Origin of the sequence: Pseudoalteromonas sp. T1lg24, from assembly GCF_002964745.1 — a bacterium.
Taxonomy (GTDB): Bacteria; Pseudomonadota; Gammaproteobacteria; order Enterobacterales; family Alteromonadaceae; genus Pseudoalteromonas; species Pseudoalteromonas spongiae.
In genome coordinates this window covers 1,012,073-1,031,188 of the sequence record NZ_PQCB01000033.1, presented here as the reverse complement: position 1 = coordinate 1,031,188, position 19,116 = coordinate 1,012,073, and the positions used below count along the sequence as shown (strand labels likewise).

The 19,116-nt window shown below is 42.1% G+C and carries 16 protein-coding genes and 1 pseudogene; 5 read left to right on the top strand and 12 right to left on the bottom strand.

The window, feature by feature from the left end; genetic code table 11:
* Positions 1 to 85: 85 nt before the first annotated feature.
* The 4 genes from gcvP to C2M30_RS16850 all read right to left on the bottom strand — a co-directional run bounded on the left by gcvP (position 86) and on the right by C2M30_RS16850 (position 5,591).
* Complete coding sequence (gcvP, locus tag C2M30_RS16865; protein WP_105172541.1) at positions 86 to 2,977, bottom strand: aminomethyl-transferring glycine dehydrogenase; 2,892 nt, start codon at positions 2,975 to 2,977, stop codon at positions 86 to 88.
* Between the two features lie 242 nt (positions 2,978 to 3,219).
* Complete coding sequence (gene gcvH / locus C2M30_RS16860; protein ID WP_010558681.1) at positions 3,220 to 3,609, bottom strand: glycine cleavage system protein GcvH; 390 nt, start codon at positions 3,607 to 3,609, stop codon at positions 3,220 to 3,222.
* A 52-nt stretch (positions 3,610 to 3,661) separates the two neighbouring features.
* Positions 3,662 to 4,744, bottom strand: coding sequence for a glycine cleavage system aminomethyltransferase GcvT (gene gcvT, locus C2M30_RS16855; RefSeq protein ID WP_105172540.1), 1,083 nt, complete (start codon positions 4,742 to 4,744; stop codon positions 3,662 to 3,664).
* Positions 4,745 to 4,994: 250 nt separating this feature from the next.
* Positions 4,995 to 5,591, bottom strand: a complete 597-nt coding sequence (locus C2M30_RS16850; RefSeq protein WP_105172539.1) for a hypothetical protein — start codon at positions 5,589 to 5,591, stop codon at positions 4,995 to 4,997.
* A gap of 141 nt (positions 5,592 to 5,732) precedes the next feature.
* On the opposite strand from C2M30_RS16850, the gene C2M30_RS16845 reads away from it, so the two are divergent.
* Positions 5,733 to 6,575, top strand: a complete 843-nt coding sequence (locus C2M30_RS16845) for a LysR family transcriptional regulator (protein ID WP_040136537.1) — start codon at positions 5,733 to 5,735, stop codon at positions 6,573 to 6,575.
* Positions 6,576 to 6,698: 123 nt separating this feature from the next.
* Here the strand turns inward: C2M30_RS16845 and C2M30_RS16840 are convergent, their stop codons facing one another.
* From C2M30_RS16840 to C2M30_RS16830, 3 genes are read right to left on the bottom strand one after another with little or no spacing between them, the layout of a single operon-like run.
* On the bottom strand, positions 6,699 to 7,490 hold the full coding sequence (locus tag C2M30_RS16840) for a class I SAM-dependent methyltransferase (RefSeq protein ID WP_105172538.1): 792 nt from the start codon (positions 7,488 to 7,490) through the stop codon (positions 6,699 to 6,701).
* A gap of 33 nt (positions 7,491 to 7,523) precedes the next feature.
* Positions 7,524 to 8,867 (bottom strand): NTP/NDP exchange transporter, encoded by a 1,344-nt coding sequence (locus C2M30_RS16835; RefSeq protein ID WP_105172537.1) that lies wholly within the window; start codon positions 8,865 to 8,867, stop codon positions 7,524 to 7,526.
* A gap of 18 nt (positions 8,868 to 8,885) precedes the next feature.
* A complete protein-coding gene (locus C2M30_RS16830; RefSeq protein ID WP_105172536.1) occupies positions 8,886 to 9,869 on the bottom strand; it encodes an SDR family oxidoreductase in 984 nt (327 codons plus the stop codon).
* 242 nt (positions 9,870 to 10,111) lie between these two features.
* Here C2M30_RS16830 and C2M30_RS16825 point away from each other — a divergent pair, with 242 nt between their 5' ends.
* Both C2M30_RS16825 and C2M30_RS16820 read left to right on the top strand, forming a co-directional pair.
* Positions 10,112 to 11,209: a sensor histidine kinase gene (locus C2M30_RS16825; RefSeq protein ID WP_105172535.1), complete on the top strand. Its 1,098-nt coding sequence runs from the start codon at positions 10,112 to 10,114 to the stop codon at positions 11,207 to 11,209.
* Between the two features lie 2 nt (positions 11,210 to 11,211).
* A complete protein-coding gene (locus C2M30_RS16820; protein ID WP_105172534.1) occupies positions 11,212 to 11,934 on the top strand; it encodes a LytR/AlgR family response regulator transcription factor in 723 nt (240 codons plus the stop codon).
* Between the two features lie 102 nt (positions 11,935 to 12,036).
* Here C2M30_RS16820 and hmpA read toward each other — a convergent pair whose 3' ends face one another.
* From hmpA to C2M30_RS21855, 3 genes are read right to left on the bottom strand one after another with little or no spacing between them, the layout of a single operon-like run.
* The gene (gene hmpA / locus C2M30_RS16815) at positions 12,037 to 13,227 is read right to left on the bottom strand and encodes an NO-inducible flavohemoprotein (RefSeq protein ID WP_105172533.1); all 1,191 of its coding nucleotides are present in this window, start codon (positions 13,225 to 13,227) and stop codon (positions 12,037 to 12,039) included.
* Positions 13,228 to 13,283: 56 nt separating this feature from the next.
* On the bottom strand, positions 13,284 to 14,501 hold the full coding sequence (locus C2M30_RS16810) for an NnrS family protein (RefSeq protein WP_105172532.1): 1,218 nt from the start codon (positions 14,499 to 14,501) through the stop codon (positions 13,284 to 13,286).
* An 8-nt stretch (positions 14,502 to 14,509) separates the two neighbouring features.
* The gene (locus tag C2M30_RS21855) at positions 14,510 to 14,794 is read right to left on the bottom strand and encodes a hypothetical protein (RefSeq protein ID WP_234004763.1); all 285 of its coding nucleotides are present in this window, start codon (positions 14,792 to 14,794) and stop codon (positions 14,510 to 14,512) included.
* A 182-nt stretch (positions 14,795 to 14,976) separates the two neighbouring features.
* Between C2M30_RS21855 and norR the strand changes: the two are divergent.
* Positions 14,977 to 16,562, top strand: a pseudogene (gene norR, locus C2M30_RS16800) (nitric oxide reductase transcriptional regulator NorR).
* A 7-nt stretch (positions 16,563 to 16,569) separates the two neighbouring features.
* Here norR and C2M30_RS16795 read toward each other — a convergent pair.
* Together C2M30_RS16795 and C2M30_RS16790 are read right to left on the bottom strand one after the other, a co-directional pair.
* Complete coding sequence (locus C2M30_RS16795) at positions 16,570 to 17,004, bottom strand: hypothetical protein (RefSeq protein ID WP_105172531.1); 435 nt, start codon at positions 17,002 to 17,004, stop codon at positions 16,570 to 16,572.
* 253 nt (positions 17,005 to 17,257) lie between these two features.
* Entirely contained in the window at positions 17,258 to 17,881 is a 624-nt protein-coding gene (locus C2M30_RS16790; RefSeq protein WP_158683515.1) for a TetR/AcrR family transcriptional regulator, read from the bottom strand.
* A 133-nt stretch (positions 17,882 to 18,014) separates the two neighbouring features.
* Between C2M30_RS16790 and C2M30_RS16785 the strand changes: the two genes are divergently transcribed.
* Complete coding sequence (locus C2M30_RS16785) at positions 18,015 to 19,115, top strand: efflux RND transporter periplasmic adaptor subunit (RefSeq protein WP_105172529.1); 1,101 nt, start codon at positions 18,015 to 18,017, stop codon at positions 19,113 to 19,115.
* Position 19,116 lies beyond the last annotated feature (1 nt).

Below are 19,116 nucleotides of genomic sequence, written 5' to 3'. Positions count from 1 at the left end.
TCTTTTCAATCCTACCCCAATTCCACCCACAAAAAAAGCAGCCATTAGGCTGCTTTTTATTACATTCTATAACTAAGTCAAAGACTTACTCATCGCGATACGTATCAACCGCAGGGCAAGAACAGATCAAGTTACGGTCACCGAACACGTCATCAATACGTGTTACTGTTGGCCAGAACTTGTCTTTTGCTACTGCTGGTACTGGGAATGCAGCGTAGAAACGGTCGTATGCGCGATCCCACTCGTTACCTAGTACGTCGGCTTGTGTGTGCGGTGCAAATACAAGCGGGTTGTTTTCGATTGTCCACTCGCCAGAAGCAATTTTGTTAACTTCTGCTTTAATCGATACCATTGCTTCAATAAAGCGATCAATTTCCATTTTGCTTTCTGATTCAGTTGGCTCAATCATTAACGTGCCCGCTACCGGGAACGACATTGTTGGTGAATGGAAGCCATAATCTTGTAAGCGTTTAGCGATATCCATTTCGGTAATACCGGTTTGCTCTTTGATTGGGCGTAAGTCAACAATACACTCGTGCGCAACGCGGTTGTTTTGGCCGCGGTACAAGATTGGGTAGTGCTCGCTTAACTTTTCAGTTAGGTAGTTAGCACTTACAATTGCTGTTTCAGTTGCTTGCTTAAGGCCTTCCGAACCCATCATTGCAATGTATGCCCATGAAATAGGTAGAATTGCTGCTGAGCCGTAAGGTGCTGCCGATACTGCGCCGTTGCCTTCAGTTGTACCCGGTACGTTAATAACGCTGTGGTTAGGCATAAATGGTGCAAGGTGCGATTTAACACCGATTGGACCAACACCTGGGCCACCGCCACCGTGTGGAATACAGAATGTTTTGTGTAGGTTAAGGTGCGACACGTCAGAACCGATAAAGCCAGGGCTAGTTACGCCAACCTGTGCGTTCATGTTCGCGCCGTCCATGTAAACTTGGCCGCCGTGCTGGTGAACGATGTCACAAATCTCTTTAATTGTATCTTCAAATACACCGTGGGTAGACGGGTACGTGATCATGATACAAGATAGGTTTTCTGAAACTTCTTCTGCTTTTGCTTTAAGGTCAGCAACGTCAACGTTACCTTGCTTATCACACTCAACAACCACAACTTTCATGCTTGCCATTTGTGCAGATGCAGGGTTAGTACCGTGCGCAGAGCTTGGAATTAAGCACACATTACGGTGACCTTCGCCACGTGATTCGTGGTATTTACGAATCGCGATAAGGCCTGCGTATTCACCTTGTGCACCTGAGTTAGGCTGAAGTGATACGGCATCGTAACCTGTAATGTTTACTAACCAGTCGTGTAACTCGTTAATCATTACTTGGTAACCTTCTGCTTGGTCTAGCGGGCAGAATGGGTGAAGGTTTGCAAACTCAGGCCAAGTGATTGGGATCATCTCAGCTGTCGCGTTTAGTTTCATAGTACATGAACCAAGCGAGATCATTGAGTGGTTAAGCGCTAAGTCTTTGTTTTCTAGGCGCTTGATATAACGCAGCATTTCAGTTTCGCTGTGGTAGCTGTTGAAATTAGGGTGCGTTAAGAATTCGTCGTCACGTACTAGGCTAGCTGGAATACCTGTGATGTTGTCAGCTGTTACTTGTGCATCAAGTGCTGCAACGTCAAGGCCGTGGCCTGCGCCAAGGATGATATCGAATAATTCAGCTACGTCTTCACGTGTTGTAGTTTCGTTAACTGAAATTGAGAATTCACCGTCGTGGTTTTTAGCAAAGTTAATCTCTGCTGCTTCTGCACGTGCAACAACTTCATCTTTGTTGCTCGTTACTGTGATGGTGTCAAACCAAGTATCGTGCTTAAGCGTAACGCCTTTTGCTTTTAAGCCTGTTGCTAAAATGCTTGCGAAACGGTTAATGCGTGATGCGATTGTGCGTAAGCCTTCTGCACCGTGGTAAACCGCGTAGAACGCAGCCATGTTTGCAAGTAACACCTGTGCAGTACAGATGTTTGAGTTCGCTTTTTCGCGGCGGATGTGCTGCTCACGAGTTTGCATTGCCATACGTAGTGCATCGTTACCTAAACGGTCTTTAGAAACACCAATAATACGGCCAGGCAGTGAACGCTTGTACTTATCGCGTGTTGCGAAGAATGCCGCGTGAGGACCACCGTAACCCATAGGTACACCAAAACGCTGTGCAGAACCTAATACTACGTCAGCACCTAGTTTACCTGGTGCTTTAAGCAGTACTAGTGACATGATGTCTGCTGCCACACAGGCAATTGCTTTTTTGTCTTGTACGTCAGCGATTAGGCCTTGTACGTCAACAACTTCACCCGTTGTGCTTGGGTATTGGAAAAGCGCACCAAAGATTTCGTGGTTTACTGCATCTGCTGCAGGGCCAACAACTACTTCAAAACCAAACTGTTCTGCACGTGTTGCTACAACGTCGATTGTTTGCGCGTGTACGTCTTCTGCAATAAAGAAGATGTTTGCTTTTTTCGCTTTCGATACGCGCTTTGCAAGTGCCATTGCTTCTGCAGCAGCAGTTGCTTCGTCAAGTAGTGACGCAGATGCAAGGTCAAGACCTGTTAAATCCATTGAAAGCGTTTGGAAGTTAAGCAGTGATTCTAAACGACCTTGTGCGATTTCTGGCTGGTATGGCGTGTACGCTGTGTACCAACCTGGGTTTTCTAACACGTTACGTAAAATTACGTTAGGTGTGTGCGTTGGGTGGTAGCCCTGACCAATATAAGATTTAAAAATCTTATTTTTGCTTGCTACTGATTTTAAGTAGCTAAGCGTTTCAACTTCAGTGCGGCTTTCACCAATGCTAAGACCTTGCTCTAAACGAATACTTGCAGGCACGGTTTCGTTCATAAGCTCTTCAACACTTGATACGCCCAGCTCAGCTAGCATTGCTGACATCTGGTTTGCGTCCGGACCGATATGGCGGCGGATAAAATCTTGCTTTTGCTCAAGTTGTTCAAGCGATTTTACGTTTGACATGTGTCTAACTTCCTATGGCATTTACATACACGACTAGCTAACAATACTGTGTGCTCAGTAAGGTTAGACAACCGCTCAAACAAACCTTTATAAACGGTATGAATGATTGGTTTTACTAATCAAAAATTTAATAAATATTTAAAATTTTTATCTTTAAATAAAAGATTTAAATATTTACTGAGTGTAAAAACATGAAAAGCTCCAAAATTGGAGCTTTTCACTGTAATTCTTTGTACGAAGAATTAGTCTTCGTCGATCGAATTTTCGTAACCTTCTGCGTCTAGTAGGTTATCAAGTTCTGACTCGTCAGACGCTTTGATTTTGAATAACCAACCGTCGCCGTATGGGTCAGAGTTAACTGTTTCTGGAGAATCTTCTAGTTCTTCGTTGATTTCAACGATAGTACCTGAGATTGGTGCGTAAATATCAGACGCTGCTTTTACAGATTCTGCAACTGCACAGTCTTCACCTGCATCTACTTCGTCGTCTACGTCTGGTAGGTCAACGAAAACCATATCACCTAATAGCTCTTGTGCGTGCTCAGAGATACCTACAGAGTAAACACCATTACCTTCAGCGCGAACCCATTCGTGTGAAGATGCATATTTTAAATCGGCAGGGATATTGCTCATTCTTATAAATCCTTCGGTTGTTAAAAGGGGTATTACGACACCCCATATCGATTTAGATTACTGATTTACCATTGCGTACAAAGCAAGGTTTTACAACTTTTACGTCAACGTGCTTTTTACGCATTTCAACTTGTGCAGTGTCGCCAGTTGAGCGTGGCACACGCGCAAGGGCAATACTGTGACCTAGTGTAGGTGAGAATGTACCAGAAGTAATCACACCTTCGCCACCGTCAACAATTACTTTAAGACCAGCGCGTAGTACGCCTTTTTCTTCAAGCACTAAACCAACTAGTTTGTCTGTACTTTTCTCTTCGCGCTGCTTAGCAACCACGTCACGACCAATAAAGTCACGATCTTCAGGTTCCCAAGCCAGTGTCCAAGCCATGTTCGCTGCAAGTGGTGATACCGTTTCGTCCATGTCTTGGCCGTATAGGTTCATACCTGCTTCCAAACGTAGCGTGTCACGTGCACCAAGGCCTGCTGGGCGTACACCTGCGTCTAAAAGTGCTTGCCATAACGCTTCTGCACCGTCGTTATGAACTACGATTTCATAACCGTCTTCACCAGTATAGCCAGTTGTTGCGATAAATAAATCACCCGCTTGCACACCAAAGAATGGTTTCATACCTTCAACGGCAGCTTGTTGATTTTCGTCAAGAATTGTTGCCGTTTTTGCTTTTGCATTCGGGCCTTGTACGGCAATCATTGCATACTCTGGGCGCTCAGTAACTTCTACTTTATAGTCAGCTGCAACTGCACCAATGTGTGCTAAATCTTTTTCACGTGTTGCTGAGTTAACCACTAGGCGGTACTCAGTCTCAGTGAAGAAATAAATGATAAGGTCGTCAATTACACCGCCTTCGGCGTTAAGCATACCTGTGTATAACGCTTTACCAGCAACTTGTAGTTTTTCTACATCGTTTGCTACTAGTTTACGTAAGAAAGGTTTTGCATCTTCGCCTTTAACGTCAACGATTGTCATGTGTGACACGTCGAACATACCTGCGTCTTGACGAACAGCGTGGTGCTCTTCGATTTGTGAACCATAGTTGATTGGCATTTCCCAGCCGTGGAAATCAACCATTTTTGCACCCGCTTCAAGATGCTTGGCGTGTAATACAGTTTTTGAAGTCATAATATTCCTACACTTTCAAATCTACCCGCACAAGGTGCGGCGTGGCTTCAACAGGACAATTGTCCGGTTGAGGGAATAACATGGGCGGCGATTATACCGAAACAATATGGCTTTCGCACCCAGAAAAGTTATAAGTTTTACGCATTATGTAATTAATTTATTTCAATAATTTTTATTTATTAAATTGATTACAACGCTAAATATAAAATAGCGGTCAATCTAACCGCCATTAAGTTTGTTAAGCCTTTGCTTAAACTAGTAATTCTGTTTGTTCGCTAAAGCCTAGTGCATTAAATCGACTTTGCCATTTAACCAGTTCGTCGCTTTTTGCGACTAGCTCGTAGCCCTTGTGGCTTTCTAAATGGGTTGCCGTTAAAAACACATTACCCGCTTGGCGCGCGTATCGCTGTTGCTCACCGGTTAAAATAATACCTGCGGTTAATGAAAATTCACTTAACAGAGTTTTAAACGCATTATCTCCGCGTATTGCTAATATGCGTAAGTCATTACGGGTGATCACATCAATATCGTGCGACTCTTCCCCTTCACTTAACGCAGCAACTAAAGCCGGTGCAATATCGTTATCAACAAAAATACGAAACGCCAGTTCAGTAAAGTAGTAAAGCTCAAGCGCAATCTCATTGCCATTTACTTTTGCTGTGCAACGAAGCCCCATTCCCGGCACAGTTAAATGGCGTACATCACTGGAAATAAGTGTTTGTAAATACGGTAACGCAGCGCTGCCCGTCACATCAATAATGGTGCGGTCGTTCATTTGCGCAAATTCGTTTGCGCCCGTGTATGCATTTTGATGGCTACCAAATAGCTGAGGCACTTGTATTGTCATGCCCAATCTCCAGTGAAAATTAACAATCAAAATTATGTTAGGCCACCTTGCAACAATCAAATTGTATTTTTTTATAAATTGATAAATAATACTAATCATTAAACAAAAATAAATTTCAAAATGTAATGTGTGGAGTGCTTTATGAAAAATATCCCAACCGATAGCTTGCGCACCTTGATCACAGTGGTTGAGGTTGGCGGTTTTGCCAAAGCCGGTGAATTGCTTGGTTTATCGCAACCTGCAGTAAGTTTGCAGATTAAGCGTTTAGAAGAGTTATTAGGTAATAAGCTGTTTAAAAAGCAAGGCCAGCGCCAAGTACTTAACCAGCACGGGGAGATTTTACTGCCGCTAGCAAAGCAACTGCTTCAAGTAAACGACACTATTTTGCAAACCTTTAGCTCTGAAGTATTAGCAGGGAAAGTGCGTTTAGGTATTCCAAGCGAATTTGCAGCAACGGTATTGCCTGCAATTATTGGCGATTTTGTAAGCCTCTACCCTGATGTTGCCTTAGAGGTAAAGTCAGAGCTCAGCAAAAAGCTACGCCATAGCGATAACCGCGAACAATACGATTTAATATTGGCACTACTGGAAGGCCCTGAGCAGTCTAAGTACCCTATTTTTATGGATGATGAGTTAGTTTGGGTAGGTGATGTAAATAACATTAATACCGAAGTGGTTAACCTGATTGCCGCTGAAGAAGGCTGTATTTATCGCCGCCGCGCCATTGAAGCACTGGAAAAAGCAGGATTAAAATGGCGTATTGTGTATACCAATGCCGACCTTGCTGGCATTAGCGCTGCCCTTAAAGAAAACCTAGGCATTACGGTACTTGCCAAACACACGGTACCAAACGACTTAAACTGGGCCAAATCCACCAGCCAACTGCCTGAACTTGGCGAAGTAGGCATTAGCCTAATCAAACAAAGCGAAGAGTCGCACGCAGTTGATAAACTCGCTGAGTTTATTCAGTTGCGATTAAAGTAACGGCTAGTTACTTTAATCGAATAAGTACTCACCTTATAAAAAGTAAAAGTAATGCTGATGTACGGCATTACTTTTGTATATGCACTTTTAATAACCACTATTAAATAAACACTGTTGCCAACGCTAATGTTGCCCTTCTTTACCAAACTTTAAAATAAAACGACTGGTTTTACCTCGAATGCCTTTCGCGAATACCGATTGTTCCAAATCATCGCTTGGGTTTTGCAAATAAAAGGCTTCTTCTTTTAAAACAAATCCCAGTGATTGCAGCTGATATTTCACTATATTTGCGTCAATTCTGTGTAAGTTATTGGCCGCTTCATAACCCGAACCCGCCTTGGCATGATGATCAATAATGATCAGCACGCCTTCTGGTTTAAGTAAGTTTTTTATATGGCTAAAGGCCTCTCGATAATCCACAATCTTATCGCGCATAATTTGCCGTTCACCATTGCGATTTCGATGAGTGAAAAATAAGTCGTGATAGTTAATGCCCATAAACGCAATATCAATGCTTGACGAAGGCAGCGGAATCTCTTTTATTGCGACTTGGTCAAAGCGCATCATATTTTTTAGCGTTTGGCGCTTAGAGCGCGCCAACATCTCTTTTTTGCCAAAGCGCCAAGTAAGCGTATCGTTATGGGCATAGACTTTACCTTGTTCGCCCACAGCTCGGGCGAAAAGTTCGCTGTACCAACCGCCACCAGCGTAAATATCAAGTATGCTCTGCCCGCTGGCAACGCCTGCAAAACGCATTATTTGGGCTGGCTTTCTATTTGCATCGTGCTGTTTATCAACATCTGAGCGATTAGGCTCAGTTAACAATGTTTGTAATCGAGTGAGTGAGAGCGGTTCATAAGCAATACATGAAAAGCTCACACAAACCATCATCAGCATAGGGTATTTAACGTGCATCTTTTATCCTTAAAATTTTTTGGTTCACACTCTTTAAGCATTTGAACGGCTTGTAGCTAATGGTGATAATTCAGCATTCTCTGTTTTTGATAAATGTGGGTTCGCATACCCTCTTCCGAGCAAAAAACCAAAAAATGCCCAAAGTGATGCGATACACGCCCCCACCAATGAAACTGCAAATAGTCCAAGTCCTAAGCCATCTGTTAACCCCGCGAATAACATGCCACTTAGGGCATCGCCGCCGCGATAAACGGCTACATCAATTACCGGTTTTGCTTTAAAGCGTTCATCTACCGTTACTTGAGTAAACAGCATTTCTCTTGCAGGACGGGTAAGTGAGTAGTTACCTGCACGGCGCACAATTTGAATCAGCAAAATCACCATCACACTTGGCGCAAATGCCAAAATCAATAAACCAGCCATTAACAAAAGTGGCACTAGCGCCAAAGACAAGCCTAGCCCCGCTTTTTTAACCAAACGCCCAGAGACAAAAAATGCCATAACAAAGGTCAGCACATTCACAAACCAATCAATGCTTGCCAATATTTGTGTGCGCTCTGCCCGCGGAAAAGGTGCCAGTAATTGCTTTTGTTCAAAGTAAATAAATGAGCCGATAAATACATAGAGCAAAATAAATGCGGCAATGCCTAACAGTTTTGGATTTGAAACGAGTGATTTAAACCCGCTTGCCCAGCCTTGCGCCAATGATGATGTTGATGCATCAAAGCTATGCTGCGTATTGAGAAGTTGCGTATGCTTTAAACGGTAAATATATAAGGTCAGAGGCACCACCAGCATTAAAGCCGATGCGGCGATTAACATAAGCTGCCCTTCATCCAATACACTGCCAAAAAGTGACGGAATAGACGGGCCAATAATCGCCCCAGCACTCGCGCCAGCTGCGATTATGGGAAATAAACGTGTACTTTGTTTTTGATTAAAGGTGTCGGACATAAAACTCCAAAACACCGAAATATGAAATAAGCTAAATGCGCTCACCCACACATAAAAGGCCTTTTCAATCAAAACAGCGGAGGAAAACAGCGGCATTAACAAATAAAACGCGATAAAACTGCCCGCAAATAAGCTATAAACGGTTGGCACTATGTACTTAAACTTAAGCTTATCAATCGCAAAGCCATAAACCGAAACAATCACTAAGCTAATAACAAACTGCATATTCCATAAAAAACTCACCTCGCTGTCGCTCCAATCGCTGGCAAGGGCGTCTCGCACTGGACGCAGCACAAAATACGCTGCCATTAAAATAAACGCCATAATAAATGCCGCAAGTGTGGCGGTTTGCTCGTTCGATTTAACCTGCGATAAGGTGTTTAATAAACCTGAAATACTCAATTTACGTGTTTGGCTGGTCATCCTATCACTCCTTACACGCTACTGATTTGCTTTGTCGATTTCGTGCGACAGCCACTCCAACATCTGTTTTTTATCGAACGTAAACGCATGTGAGGCATTGAGCTCTGCTACTTTTTTGAGCGTGTTTTTAATTGGCAACATAGCCTCTTGCTCGTTGGGCACCACTAGGTAGCGCAAATGGGGCGTTTCATCGAATAGGGCTTTCACAACCGCATTGGCAACATCATCGGGCGCTTTAAAACGGCTACGATCAGGGTTAGTAAATTTGGCAAAACGTTTATATTCATCCTGATAGCGAGAATTGGCAAAATGATGCCCTTGTTTTTCCAAGCGACGTTTCAGGTTTTTCATAATATTGGAATTGTAATTTCCAGGCGCTATAACACTGACTTTCACACCAAACTTACGCATTTCTGATGACAACGCTTCACTAAACGCTTCGATGGCGTGTTTTGTCATGCTGTAAGGGCCAAACATGGTGCTCGACATCAACCCTGAAATAGAACCGATATTGGCAATGCGCCCTTTGTTTTCGATAATTAATGGCGCAAATGCCTTGGTGATTCGATATGGCCCCATTACATTTACGTTGTCTTGAAAATGAATGTCGCGCTCGGGGATTTCAATTAATGGGCCAAACACCGCAACCCCTGCATTATTAACAAGGCCATGAAGCTGCTTGCCCGACGCTTTAACTGTGTTTACTGCTGCATCGATATCTGACTGAATAGTTACATCTAGCCGTATTGCTTGCACATTTGTAAATTGGTTCAATACATCTATGTCTTTTTGCTTTCGTGCGCCAGCAAATACAAAGTGTCCTTGGCTTGCTAACGTTTCAGTAATTGTTCGGCCAATGCCTGAACTTGCGCCAGTAACCAAAATGGCTTTTTGGTTTTGCATGGCTGCAGCTTTTGCATGTGATGCCTCAAGGGCGGCTTGTCTGTCATCAGCAAACGCGATGTGTGTGGTTAAAATAAAAAGGGTGATGAATAAACGCATAATAATGTCCTGCTATTAAAAGTAAGACTCAGTGTTATGGGTTTTCTAGTGCGTATTTATTTACTCGACTAACCACTTACGATCAGCGATTAAATTGGTGATATAGGCGTTTTGATAAAAAGCGATAGAAAAGCTGTTTTCGTCGACAGTAACGATGCGTTTGTCTACACACTAGCCCTTTGATTTAGTATTGAGATATAGTGAAAGCGATACCCCATAAGATTCAGAGCTGCCAAACTAAGATGTTGAATAAGTTAAATAAAGCAAGCAACTCCATAACAACGAATAACAGCACACGTATTTGGCTATTAGCGTTTTGGATATTGGTGTTTTTACTGAATATGGGGCCGCACTGGGAAAACTACGCATCATTTAAAGAAATAATAGAGACCATTGGCAGTATTGTGTTTGCGCAAGCTGTAGTTGCATTTGTAAGCTTAAAGTTTTTAGTGCCTAAGTTACTTGATAAAGACAAAACGCCTCTTTTTATCGTCGCGTTATTAGGTGTACTTTTAATTGGTGCTTACTGGGTGATTGTAGTTCGTTATTTTTATATTGAACCGAGTTACCCAGAGACCTATCAAAATTTGCTGTATGTTACGCAGGACCAAGGTATTCAGTATCGTTTATTTAGCTTTTGGGCATTGAAATACATTATTTTTTCGAAAATGCCGCAACTGTTTTTCCCAACTGCGGTATTAATGGCAAGGCAGTTTTACAAAAAGCAAAGTTATATTTTGGAATTAAAAGAGCAGAAAAACTTAGCCGAATTAGCCGCTTTAAAAAACCAGCTAAACCCGCATTTTATTTTTAATACGCTTAACAATTTGTATTTATTGGCACTGAAAAAATCCGACCAAACACCGCTGGTAATTGAAAAGCTGGCTGATATTTTAGATTACGTGGTATATCGCTGTAACGAGCGCTATGTATCGCTTAATAGTGAAATTACACTTATTCAAAACTACCTTGATTTAGAGTGCATTCGTAAGTCAGACACGCTCAAGGTGAGCTTTTCTAGCAAGATAAATCATCCCCATACCATCGCGCCTTTGCTGTTATTAAACTTGGTAGAAAACGCCTGTAAACACAGCACCAATAATGAGCTTAATATCGCGTTTGTCGACATAGTGTTAACCTCAAATCGTGATGCAATCACCTTTGAGGTTAAGAACTCAATACCTGAGCACAGTGAAACCAGTAACGATTCGCCCAGTGTGGGCTTAACCAATATGACCAAGCAACTTGAAATGCTCTACCCTAACGCATTTTCACTGACCATTGATCAAACAAAAGATTGTTATTTGGCTACCCTCACACTTAACATGGAAACAAAGTAAGTATGGCAAAGCAAACTCAACAACAACGCTATCGCTGCATCATTGTCGATGATGAAGCGCTTGGCCGCGAACTGATTGAAATGCACTTATCGCAGTTTGCTGAATTTGAACTCGTTGCCAGCTGCAGCAGCGCCATTGAAGCGCATCAACTCTTGCAAAACCAAAGCGTGGATTTATTGTTTTTAGACATTGAAATGCCGGTGTTAAAAGGCACTGATTTTTATCAAAATCTGGCGCATAGACCCTATGTGATTTTTACTACCGCGTATCGCGACTATGCCATTGAAGGGTTTGAGCTAGATGCTGTGGATTACCTATTAAAACCCATTGTATTTTCACGCTTTTTTAAAGCCATAGAAAAGTTTAAGCAGCGCATAACTAACACACATCACACTGAACCAAATATGCCTACGCAACAAACGCCAAATGCAATGTTTGTGCGTGAAAACCGTAAGCAAGTTCGCATTGTGTTTGAAAACGTTTTGTATATAGAAGGGTTAAAAGATTATATAAAAATCTTCCTGTGTGATGGCAGTCATATTATCAAAAGCAGTATGAGCGCGTTTGAAAGCCAATTGCCCGAAAACTTTGCCCGTGTGCACCGCTCGTTTATTGTGAATGTAGACCAAATCAGCGCTTATGCACATCAGTATTTAGAGCTGAGTGAGATTGAAATTCCAATTGGCGAGCAATACCGAGAAAAATTACACAATAAGCTTGCATAAAAAGTGCGCGGCTACTTTTATCAAGTAACAACACACTTTTATTTAAGGCAATCCGCTTTTAAAGGTAATTAATTTAGACTGAATTGTTTGCCTCGCTAAGCTTTACAGCTCCGCATGCGGGCCAAACACTTCGTAGTGAATACGCTCAGCCGCTACCCCCATATCCAATAATTGCTTTTTCACGAATCGCATAAAGGCAACAGGCCCACACAGATAAAAATTACCTAGGCTAAATGGTAAGTTCACATTATCTAAGTTCATTAAACCGCTAAAGCTATTAGCTGAATTATCCGTCTGCGGCTCCTGCGATTCATACCAAGTGTACGTTTGCCAGTTATTTAACGTAGCAAGCTCATTGGTACGCTGTTTAAATGAGTGCTGTTTATTTGTGCTGCAGGCATGCAGATAAAATACATCTTCGTTGTAATTTACTGCCGATAAATACTCAAACATTGACTGCATTGGCGTAACACCCACCCCTGCTGAAATAAGTACGACCGGTGATTGCTTGTCTTGAAAGAAGAAATCACCAGCTGGGGCAAACACATTAAGGGTATCGCCACAGTTAATTTCATCATGTAAGTAGTTTGAAACAAGGCCGTCTGGTTCGCCTTTTTCGCGTTTTACCGAAATACGGTAGCTTTGCCCATTAGGCTTGTTTGATAATGAATATTGACGAATTTCGGTAAAGTCGTAATTACTTGGTGAGACTGAAATACCTAAATATTGCCCTGGCACATAACCAATCACATCATTGCCGTCTTGTGGCGTAAGCACAAAGCTTGTAACCAATTCAGATTCTTTGATTTTTTCACTTACTACAAATGGGCGGCTATCGCGCCAACCACCTTGGCTTTTTGCGCGGTTTTCATAAAGTTCTCCTTCGCGTTGAATAAACACAGACGCTAAAAAGTCATATGCGGCAGTCCATGCTTCTTCGACTTCAGCTGTAAATAGTTCACCCGTTAATTCCCGTAGGGTTTCGGTTAGGTGATGACCTACTATTTGGTACATTTCGGGTTGAATATTAAAGCTTGTGTGTTTATGAGCAATGCGCTCAACCGCACTTTTTAGTGCGCCCACATTATCAATATGCTGCGCATACGCCGCGATAGCTTCAAATAAAGCAGCCTTTTGCCTGCCCGACGCTTGATTGCTCATATTAAAGATATGTTTAAGTTCAGGCTGATGAAAAAACAACCTTTCATAAAAGTGAGCTGTTAGCGCAGGCCCTGTCTCAGAAAGTAATGGCACTAAACTTTTAATAATATCAATATGACGTTGTTGTAACATGTAATACCTCGTGTGTTGCAACGTGTTGTTAGAAATAAGAAATAAAAAATTAGGAATTAACGAAAACTATCTTGGCGAGGGGCGATTAATATTGGGAAATACACCCAAACAAAAATTGCAAACGCGATAATCCAGCCAACCGCACTCACTTGCCATGCCAAATGGGCAAGCCCGATTGCAGGTAGTAATGCGCGTGTAACGGCTACAAGAAAAAGCAGTAAAAAAGCTTTACCCATAATCACTTTGGGTATTAATACTCGCCCTGTATGGCCAAGCGAAACGCGACTCATCATAGATAAAATCATCAGTCCCATGGCGCCTACAGTGATCACATGAAGCCCAGAACTAAAAGGAATAAGCGGCGTAAAATAGCTCGTACCAAGTAAAATAAGGCCAAGACCAAGTGCGCCGTACGCTAAATGTAATGACCATAAAAGAGAGATACCGAGCGTTTTATTACTTTGCCAAAAACCCAGCTTTGCAAGGTGCAAGCAGCCTGCAGCAATCATTAAATACGCAGGCGATAACGGCAGGGAAATATAAAAATGGCTAAAAAATACTAAAGTGCCGAGTAAGGAAACAACCAATAACAGCGTATCAAGCAAAGACGGATGCGACACTTCTTTAAGCTTGGCACCGTTACGGGTGAAAAATGGAATAACACGCCCACCCACAATACCCATTAAAATGCCAAACATCAGCACCATAGTACGGCCAATATGCAGTGCCTGTGCGGTATCTATAGTGAGTTCACTTACCAGTAGCACCATTTCAAGTAGCGCCATCACCGTAAATAAAGGGATAAATAAGTAGTTACGACGATTTTTGGCAAGCAAAACTATGTATGCATACACAGCGATAATGCATATCCACCAAATACTTTGCAGCACGGTAGCTAAAATGACACTTGCCGTTGAATTAACAAAAAACAGCGCGCGTATAATGAGCCAAAGGCCAACCAAAGCAATCAAGGGTGCCCCCTGTATACTTGGCCTGCCAGTCCATGTTTGCACCGCGGTTAATACAAACCCTGTTGCAATGGTGGCACCAAAGCCAAATAACATTTCGTGTAAATGCCACACAGTTGGGGTTAAGCCTGTTGGATTTAACTGCCACCACGCATTTAAAAAGCCAAGCCACATTATCATGGCTAAGATTGATGCGATTGCCCCTAAAATAAAGCTTGAGCGAAATGCCAATTGAAAAAAGGCATGTTCTGAGAATGTGCCAACAGCCTCGTTATCTTGCGCGTGCGGTTCTTGAATATTTAACATCTAACCACCTACACGCGAAGGCCTAAGCCATGTTGCCCAATGCAGCGTACAACATAACCAATCTTAAATAATGCAGGAAACACCATAGTGCCAATATGGGCGGCGATTTGCTGAGGCATTGAAAAATACTCAGCAAATGGGTAACTGATTAGCAAACAACTAATAAACAAACTAACAGGAACTAACATTAACCAATTACCCACTTGCTTAGTAAAACCAAACACGTTTTTATTTGGTCGCGTTAGCGCACGCTCGTGATTGATAAAAGCAGTCTCATTAACAACTTGCTGCATAATTAAGCCTTAATTTCATTTAAATTCCGCTTGATATAGCAGCAACAATGCCAAAATTAATTTATTAATATTAATCAGATAGTTAATTAAAATAAGTGCTTTTAAACACCAACAAACAAGTCAATTTGACACACTGCAAAAATAAGTCATAATGACACAAATGTGTTTGTGGGTGGTTTTGTATGGCAATTAACTCTTTTACCTTAGTGGAATTTGCAAAAGCGCAAGTGACCAGTCTCGATAATCAAGACAGATTTGAACAACTGTTACAAACCCTTGCGACGGTAATTGAGTGCGAGGCCATTGCACTGTTGGCTATGCGTGGCGAGGTATTAAAGCCACTGGCGATTAAAGGGCTTACACCCGACACACTCGGCAGGCGTTTTGTTATTAGCGAGCACCCACGTTTTGCTGCAATTTGTGAAGCAAAAGGGCCTGTGCGTTTTGCATCATCCAGCCCCTTACCCGACCCATATGATGGGCTAGTTGCTGATCACCCCGGTGATTTACCTATTCACGCTTGTATGGGTTTACCACTTTATTTTGCCGAACGTTTAATTGGCATTTTGACCTTTGACTCATTAAAGCCGAACGCCTTTGACGATTTAGGCCAAGACAAGCTTGATGCCTTAGCAGCCATCGCTGCAGCCACCTTAAAAATTGCACTCACACTCGATGAATTAGAACAGCGTAATTCACGCTCGCATTTACTAATGGCGGAGCTTAGTCAAGAAGCCATCGCCCGTGATGGCAACGAATTAATTGGCGACAGCCAAGCCATGGTAAAGCTTAAACAAGAGGTTAATTTGGTCGCTGCATCGCCTTTTAGCGTGCTTATTCAAGGTGAAACAGGCGTAGGTAAAGACTTATTGCACGGCGCTTACACTTACAATCAAGCCGCGCCGATAAACCTTTGGTGTATGTAAACTGCGCCGCTCTGCCTGAAAACTTGATTGAAAGCGAATTATTTGGCCATGTGAAAGGCGCCTTTACCGGTGCCGATAAAAATCGCGCAGGTAAATTTGTGTTAGCCGATGGCGGCACTCTATTTTTAGATGAAGTGGGCGAACTGCCACTCGCAGCGCAAAGTAAACTACTACGCGCACTGCAATCCAATGAAATACAACCTGTTGGCCAAGATGATATTCATTATGTTGATGTGCGGGTTATCGCCGCAACCAACCGAGATTTGGCAGACGAAGTAACTAACGGCAACTTTCGCGCCGATTTATTTCACCGATTAAGCGTTTACCCCGTTAACATTCCACCACTGCGCGCTCGTAATGGTGATATCGCCCTATTGGCAGGCTATTTTGTTGAGCAATCGCGCCGCAAACTTGGCTTGCAACAGCTTAAAATAGCCAAAGACGTTCTACCCTATTTAAATGCCTATCACTGGCCGGGCAATGTGCGCGAACTAGAACATGTGATCAGTCGCGCAGCACTTAAAGCATCGGTAAATGCCCAATCTCCCATTGTAATAATTAACCCGATTGATTGCGGTGAATTAGTCAGAGAACTGACAATTGAGGTGGCGAATAACGAAAAGCAAAAGGCAAACTCAATTCAAACGCAACAATTCTTGCTAAAACCCGATGAAAGTTTAAAACAAGCCACAGAGCGTTTTCAAAGTGAAATGATACGAAATACCTTGTCTAACCATAATGGTAATTGGTCAGCCGCCGCACGAGAACTTAACACCGACCGCGCTAATTTAACCCGCCTTGCAAAGCGGTTAGGTATTAGTGTGACAAAACAGATTATCTGAGGTTATTTCAGGTATGTTTCTTTTTAACAAAAAAGAATATTGAAGATAAAACAATACTCACAGCAAATACTATAGAGCCGACTATTGGGAAAAATAAAATGATCATCAAGCCCTCTTTTTGTGGGCCATACATAATTACCCTATAACTAAGATATAAAAGCCCCGAAATAGTGGCCGCTGAAACTGCAAAAAAAGCGCATTTACTAACGAAGTCGAATATATTTTTTTTATTAAAACATAAAGCAAAAACACCACTAACTAATGAACACCCTACCATCATTAATGGCAATAAAATTGCGTATTCTAAAACGTTATCAAGTGTCGCTCTTTCGTTAAATCGATAATTTTCATAATCGATAAAAGTCAAATCTTTACTTAGTGATAACCACGATAAGAACAGCTGCAGTATTAGTAATAAAAATATCCGTTTTTTTTGTTTCATAATTGCACTTAAAATCTGAACTTTAAATATATTTGCTTTTTAATAATTGGTGTCAAATGCACTTTAGATTAGTGTTTTATAATTAGCGATAAAACTCGCTAGCTGCAACTATTATCTAGCGCCAATCCACTTTCATCCAGTATGTCAGAGCGTAAATAAAAAGCTAAATGGCGGCTAAAAACATGAGTAACAGTTTCACTAAATAATTATGCGATCTATCGAGCCGGTTCAGTTATCTAACATATTTAACTATTTATTCCGCTTTATACGCTTTTAAAAAGCGGGCGACGGCTTTGTCTACGTGCTCTCGCACTTCGTCTTCGCTAATTTCCTCACTTGGCAGTAATACGGTTTTGATATGTAAACGTCCTTTAACCATTTCGATTAATAACTTTGCGGCAAATTCGGCGTCGTCTACATCAAGCATATTTTGCTGGTGCAAATGGGTTAAATATTTCGCCAGCGGAATACTGCCTCGTAACGGACCAAAGTGATAAATCAATTCACCTACTTCCGGCAGCTTGGGCACAATATTGGTCACTAAGCGGAACAATTTCACCATAGTCTCTGATAAAAAGCCTTGAGCGAAACCATAACACACCTGACTAAGCGCTTGTTGCGGCGGCAAGTCGTAATCGATATTAAGCAAAGTGCCCACTTGCACTTCGGCTTTTTCACGAATAACAGCAAGCAGTAGCTTTTCTTTATTACCAAACTCACTGTAAATATTGCGCCTTGAGCCGCCCGATTCGCTAATAATCATGTCAAGCGAGGTATTGTCGTAACCATGTTCTAAAAATAGCGTTTGTGCTACCGCGAGGATTTTTTTACCGCGCTCTGATAACGGTTTTGCATTTAAAATTTGTTCTAAACTCAAGACTGTACCTATTAATTGTAAAAACATGGTTGACTTTGGTACTACATGGTACCAAAATATTTGGTACTGCATAGTACCAAATTAATTTACTCAATTTGTGCTTATAAAATTAGCACCTTTTACAGGAACCGTTATGCGTTTACTTTACGTTGTTGCGTGTATTATCACGCTTGTTGGCTGTTCAAAAGAAATCGAACACTCTGAACCTCCTATCCGCCCAATCGCATGGACAGCGGTAAAAACCTCAAACTTTGAACAAGTGCGCACGCTTTCGGGCATTGTTGCCCCCGTTGAAAATGCCAACTTAAGCTTTGAAGTAAACGGTAAAGTTGAAAAGGTGTTTGTAAAATTAGGTGATACAGTGAGTAAAGGCCAACCTCTTGCCAAGCTTAACCAACTCACATTTCAGCTAAGTTTTGAATCTGCGTCAGCGCAGGTAAAACAAGCCGAAGCGACGCTTCAAGAAGCGCAAAATGAATATGAGCGTTACAAAACACTGAGCGAACAAGGTTTAGTATCAAAATCAGGTTTTGATAATTCAAAATCAGCGTTTGAATCTGCCAAAAGTGCTGTGGATGTTACCAATGCTCAGCTCAATATTGCGCGCAAAAACGTGCAAGACAGTGAGTTACTGGCACCTTACGATGGTGTTATCACCAAGCGTTTAATTGAACCCTCGCAGCAAGTTGCCGCTGGCCAATCCGTATTTGAAATTGAAGGCCAACACGGCTTTGAAGTACGTGTAATGGTGCCTGAGAGCATAATCCATGACTTAAACAGTGATATGACCTTAAAAGTAACCTACCCTGTAATGCCACAACTTTCTATGAAAGGGCATATTTCAGAAAAAGGCACACGCGCAGAATCTGCTAATGCGTTCCCTGTTACAGTAATTTTAGATGAAGAAAACTCTGTGTTGCGCGCCGGTATGACCGCCGAAGTGGAATTCGTTTATCAAGGCGTTGGCCGCACTGGTTATACCGGCCCAAGTATTCGTATTCCAGTAAGTGCCCTTGGCGCCGACATCAAGCAAAAGGCATTTGTCTTTGTGTTTGACCCTAACACGCAACTATTGGAAAAGCGCTTTGTGCAAACCGAAAACGTTATTAATAACCAAGTGATTATCTCAAACGGGTTAAAAGATGACGAAATCATTGCTACAGCAGGTATTGCGTTTTTGCGCGATGGGCAAAAAGTATCGCTGCTTGATAATGCCGTGCAGCGTTTTAACTAAG

Excerpts from the sequence above, each read along its gene's own strand:
- C2M30_RS16845 (WP_040136537.1), top strand. The coding sequence starts at position 5,733 with ATGAAAAATATCCCAACCGATAGCTTGCGCACCTTGATCACAGTGGTT.
- C2M30_RS16830 (WP_105172536.1), bottom strand. The coding sequence starts at position 9,869 with ATGCGTTTATTCATCACCCTTTTTATTTTAACCACACACATCGCGTTT.
- hmpA (WP_105172533.1), bottom strand. The coding sequence starts at position 13,227 with ATGTTACAACAACGTCATATTGATATTATTAAAAGTTTAGTGCCATTA.
- C2M30_RS16835 (WP_105172537.1), bottom strand. The coding sequence starts at position 8,867 with ATGACCAGCCAAACACGTAAATTGAGTATTTCAGGTTTATTAAACACC.
- C2M30_RS16820 (WP_105172534.1), top strand. The coding sequence starts at position 11,212 with ATGGCAAAGCAAACTCAACAACAACGCTATCGCTGCATCATTGTCGAT.
- C2M30_RS16795 (WP_105172531.1), bottom strand. The coding sequence starts at position 17,004 with ATGAAACAAAAAAAACGGATATTTTTATTACTAATACTGCAGCTGTTC.
- gcvH (WP_010558681.1), bottom strand. The coding sequence starts at position 3,609 with ATGAGCAATATCCCTGCCGATTTAAAATATGCATCTTCACACGAATGG.
- gcvP (WP_105172541.1), bottom strand. The coding sequence starts at position 2,977 with ATGTCAAACGTAAAATCGCTTGAACAACTTGAGCAAAAGCAAGATTTT.
- C2M30_RS16850 (WP_105172539.1), bottom strand. The coding sequence starts at position 5,591 with ATGACAATACAAGTGCCTCAGCTATTTGGTAGCCATCAAAATGCATAC.
- C2M30_RS16825 (WP_105172535.1), top strand. The coding sequence starts at position 10,112 with ATGTTGAATAAGTTAAATAAAGCAAGCAACTCCATAACAACGAATAAC.
- C2M30_RS21855 (WP_234004763.1), bottom strand. The coding sequence starts at position 14,794 with ATGCAGCAAGTTGTTAATGAGACTGCTTTTATCAATCACGAGCGTGCG.
- C2M30_RS16840 (WP_105172538.1), bottom strand. The coding sequence starts at position 7,490 with ATGCACGTTAAATACCCTATGCTGATGATGGTTTGTGTGAGCTTTTCA.
- C2M30_RS16810 (WP_105172532.1), bottom strand. The coding sequence starts at position 14,501 with ATGTTAAATATTCAAGAACCGCACGCGCAAGATAACGAGGCTGTTGGC.
- gcvT (WP_105172540.1), bottom strand. The coding sequence starts at position 4,744 with ATGACTTCAAAAACTGTATTACACGCCAAGCATCTTGAAGCGGGTGCA.
- C2M30_RS16785 (WP_105172529.1), top strand. The coding sequence starts at position 18,015 with ATGCGTTTACTTTACGTTGTTGCGTGTATTATCACGCTTGTTGGCTGT.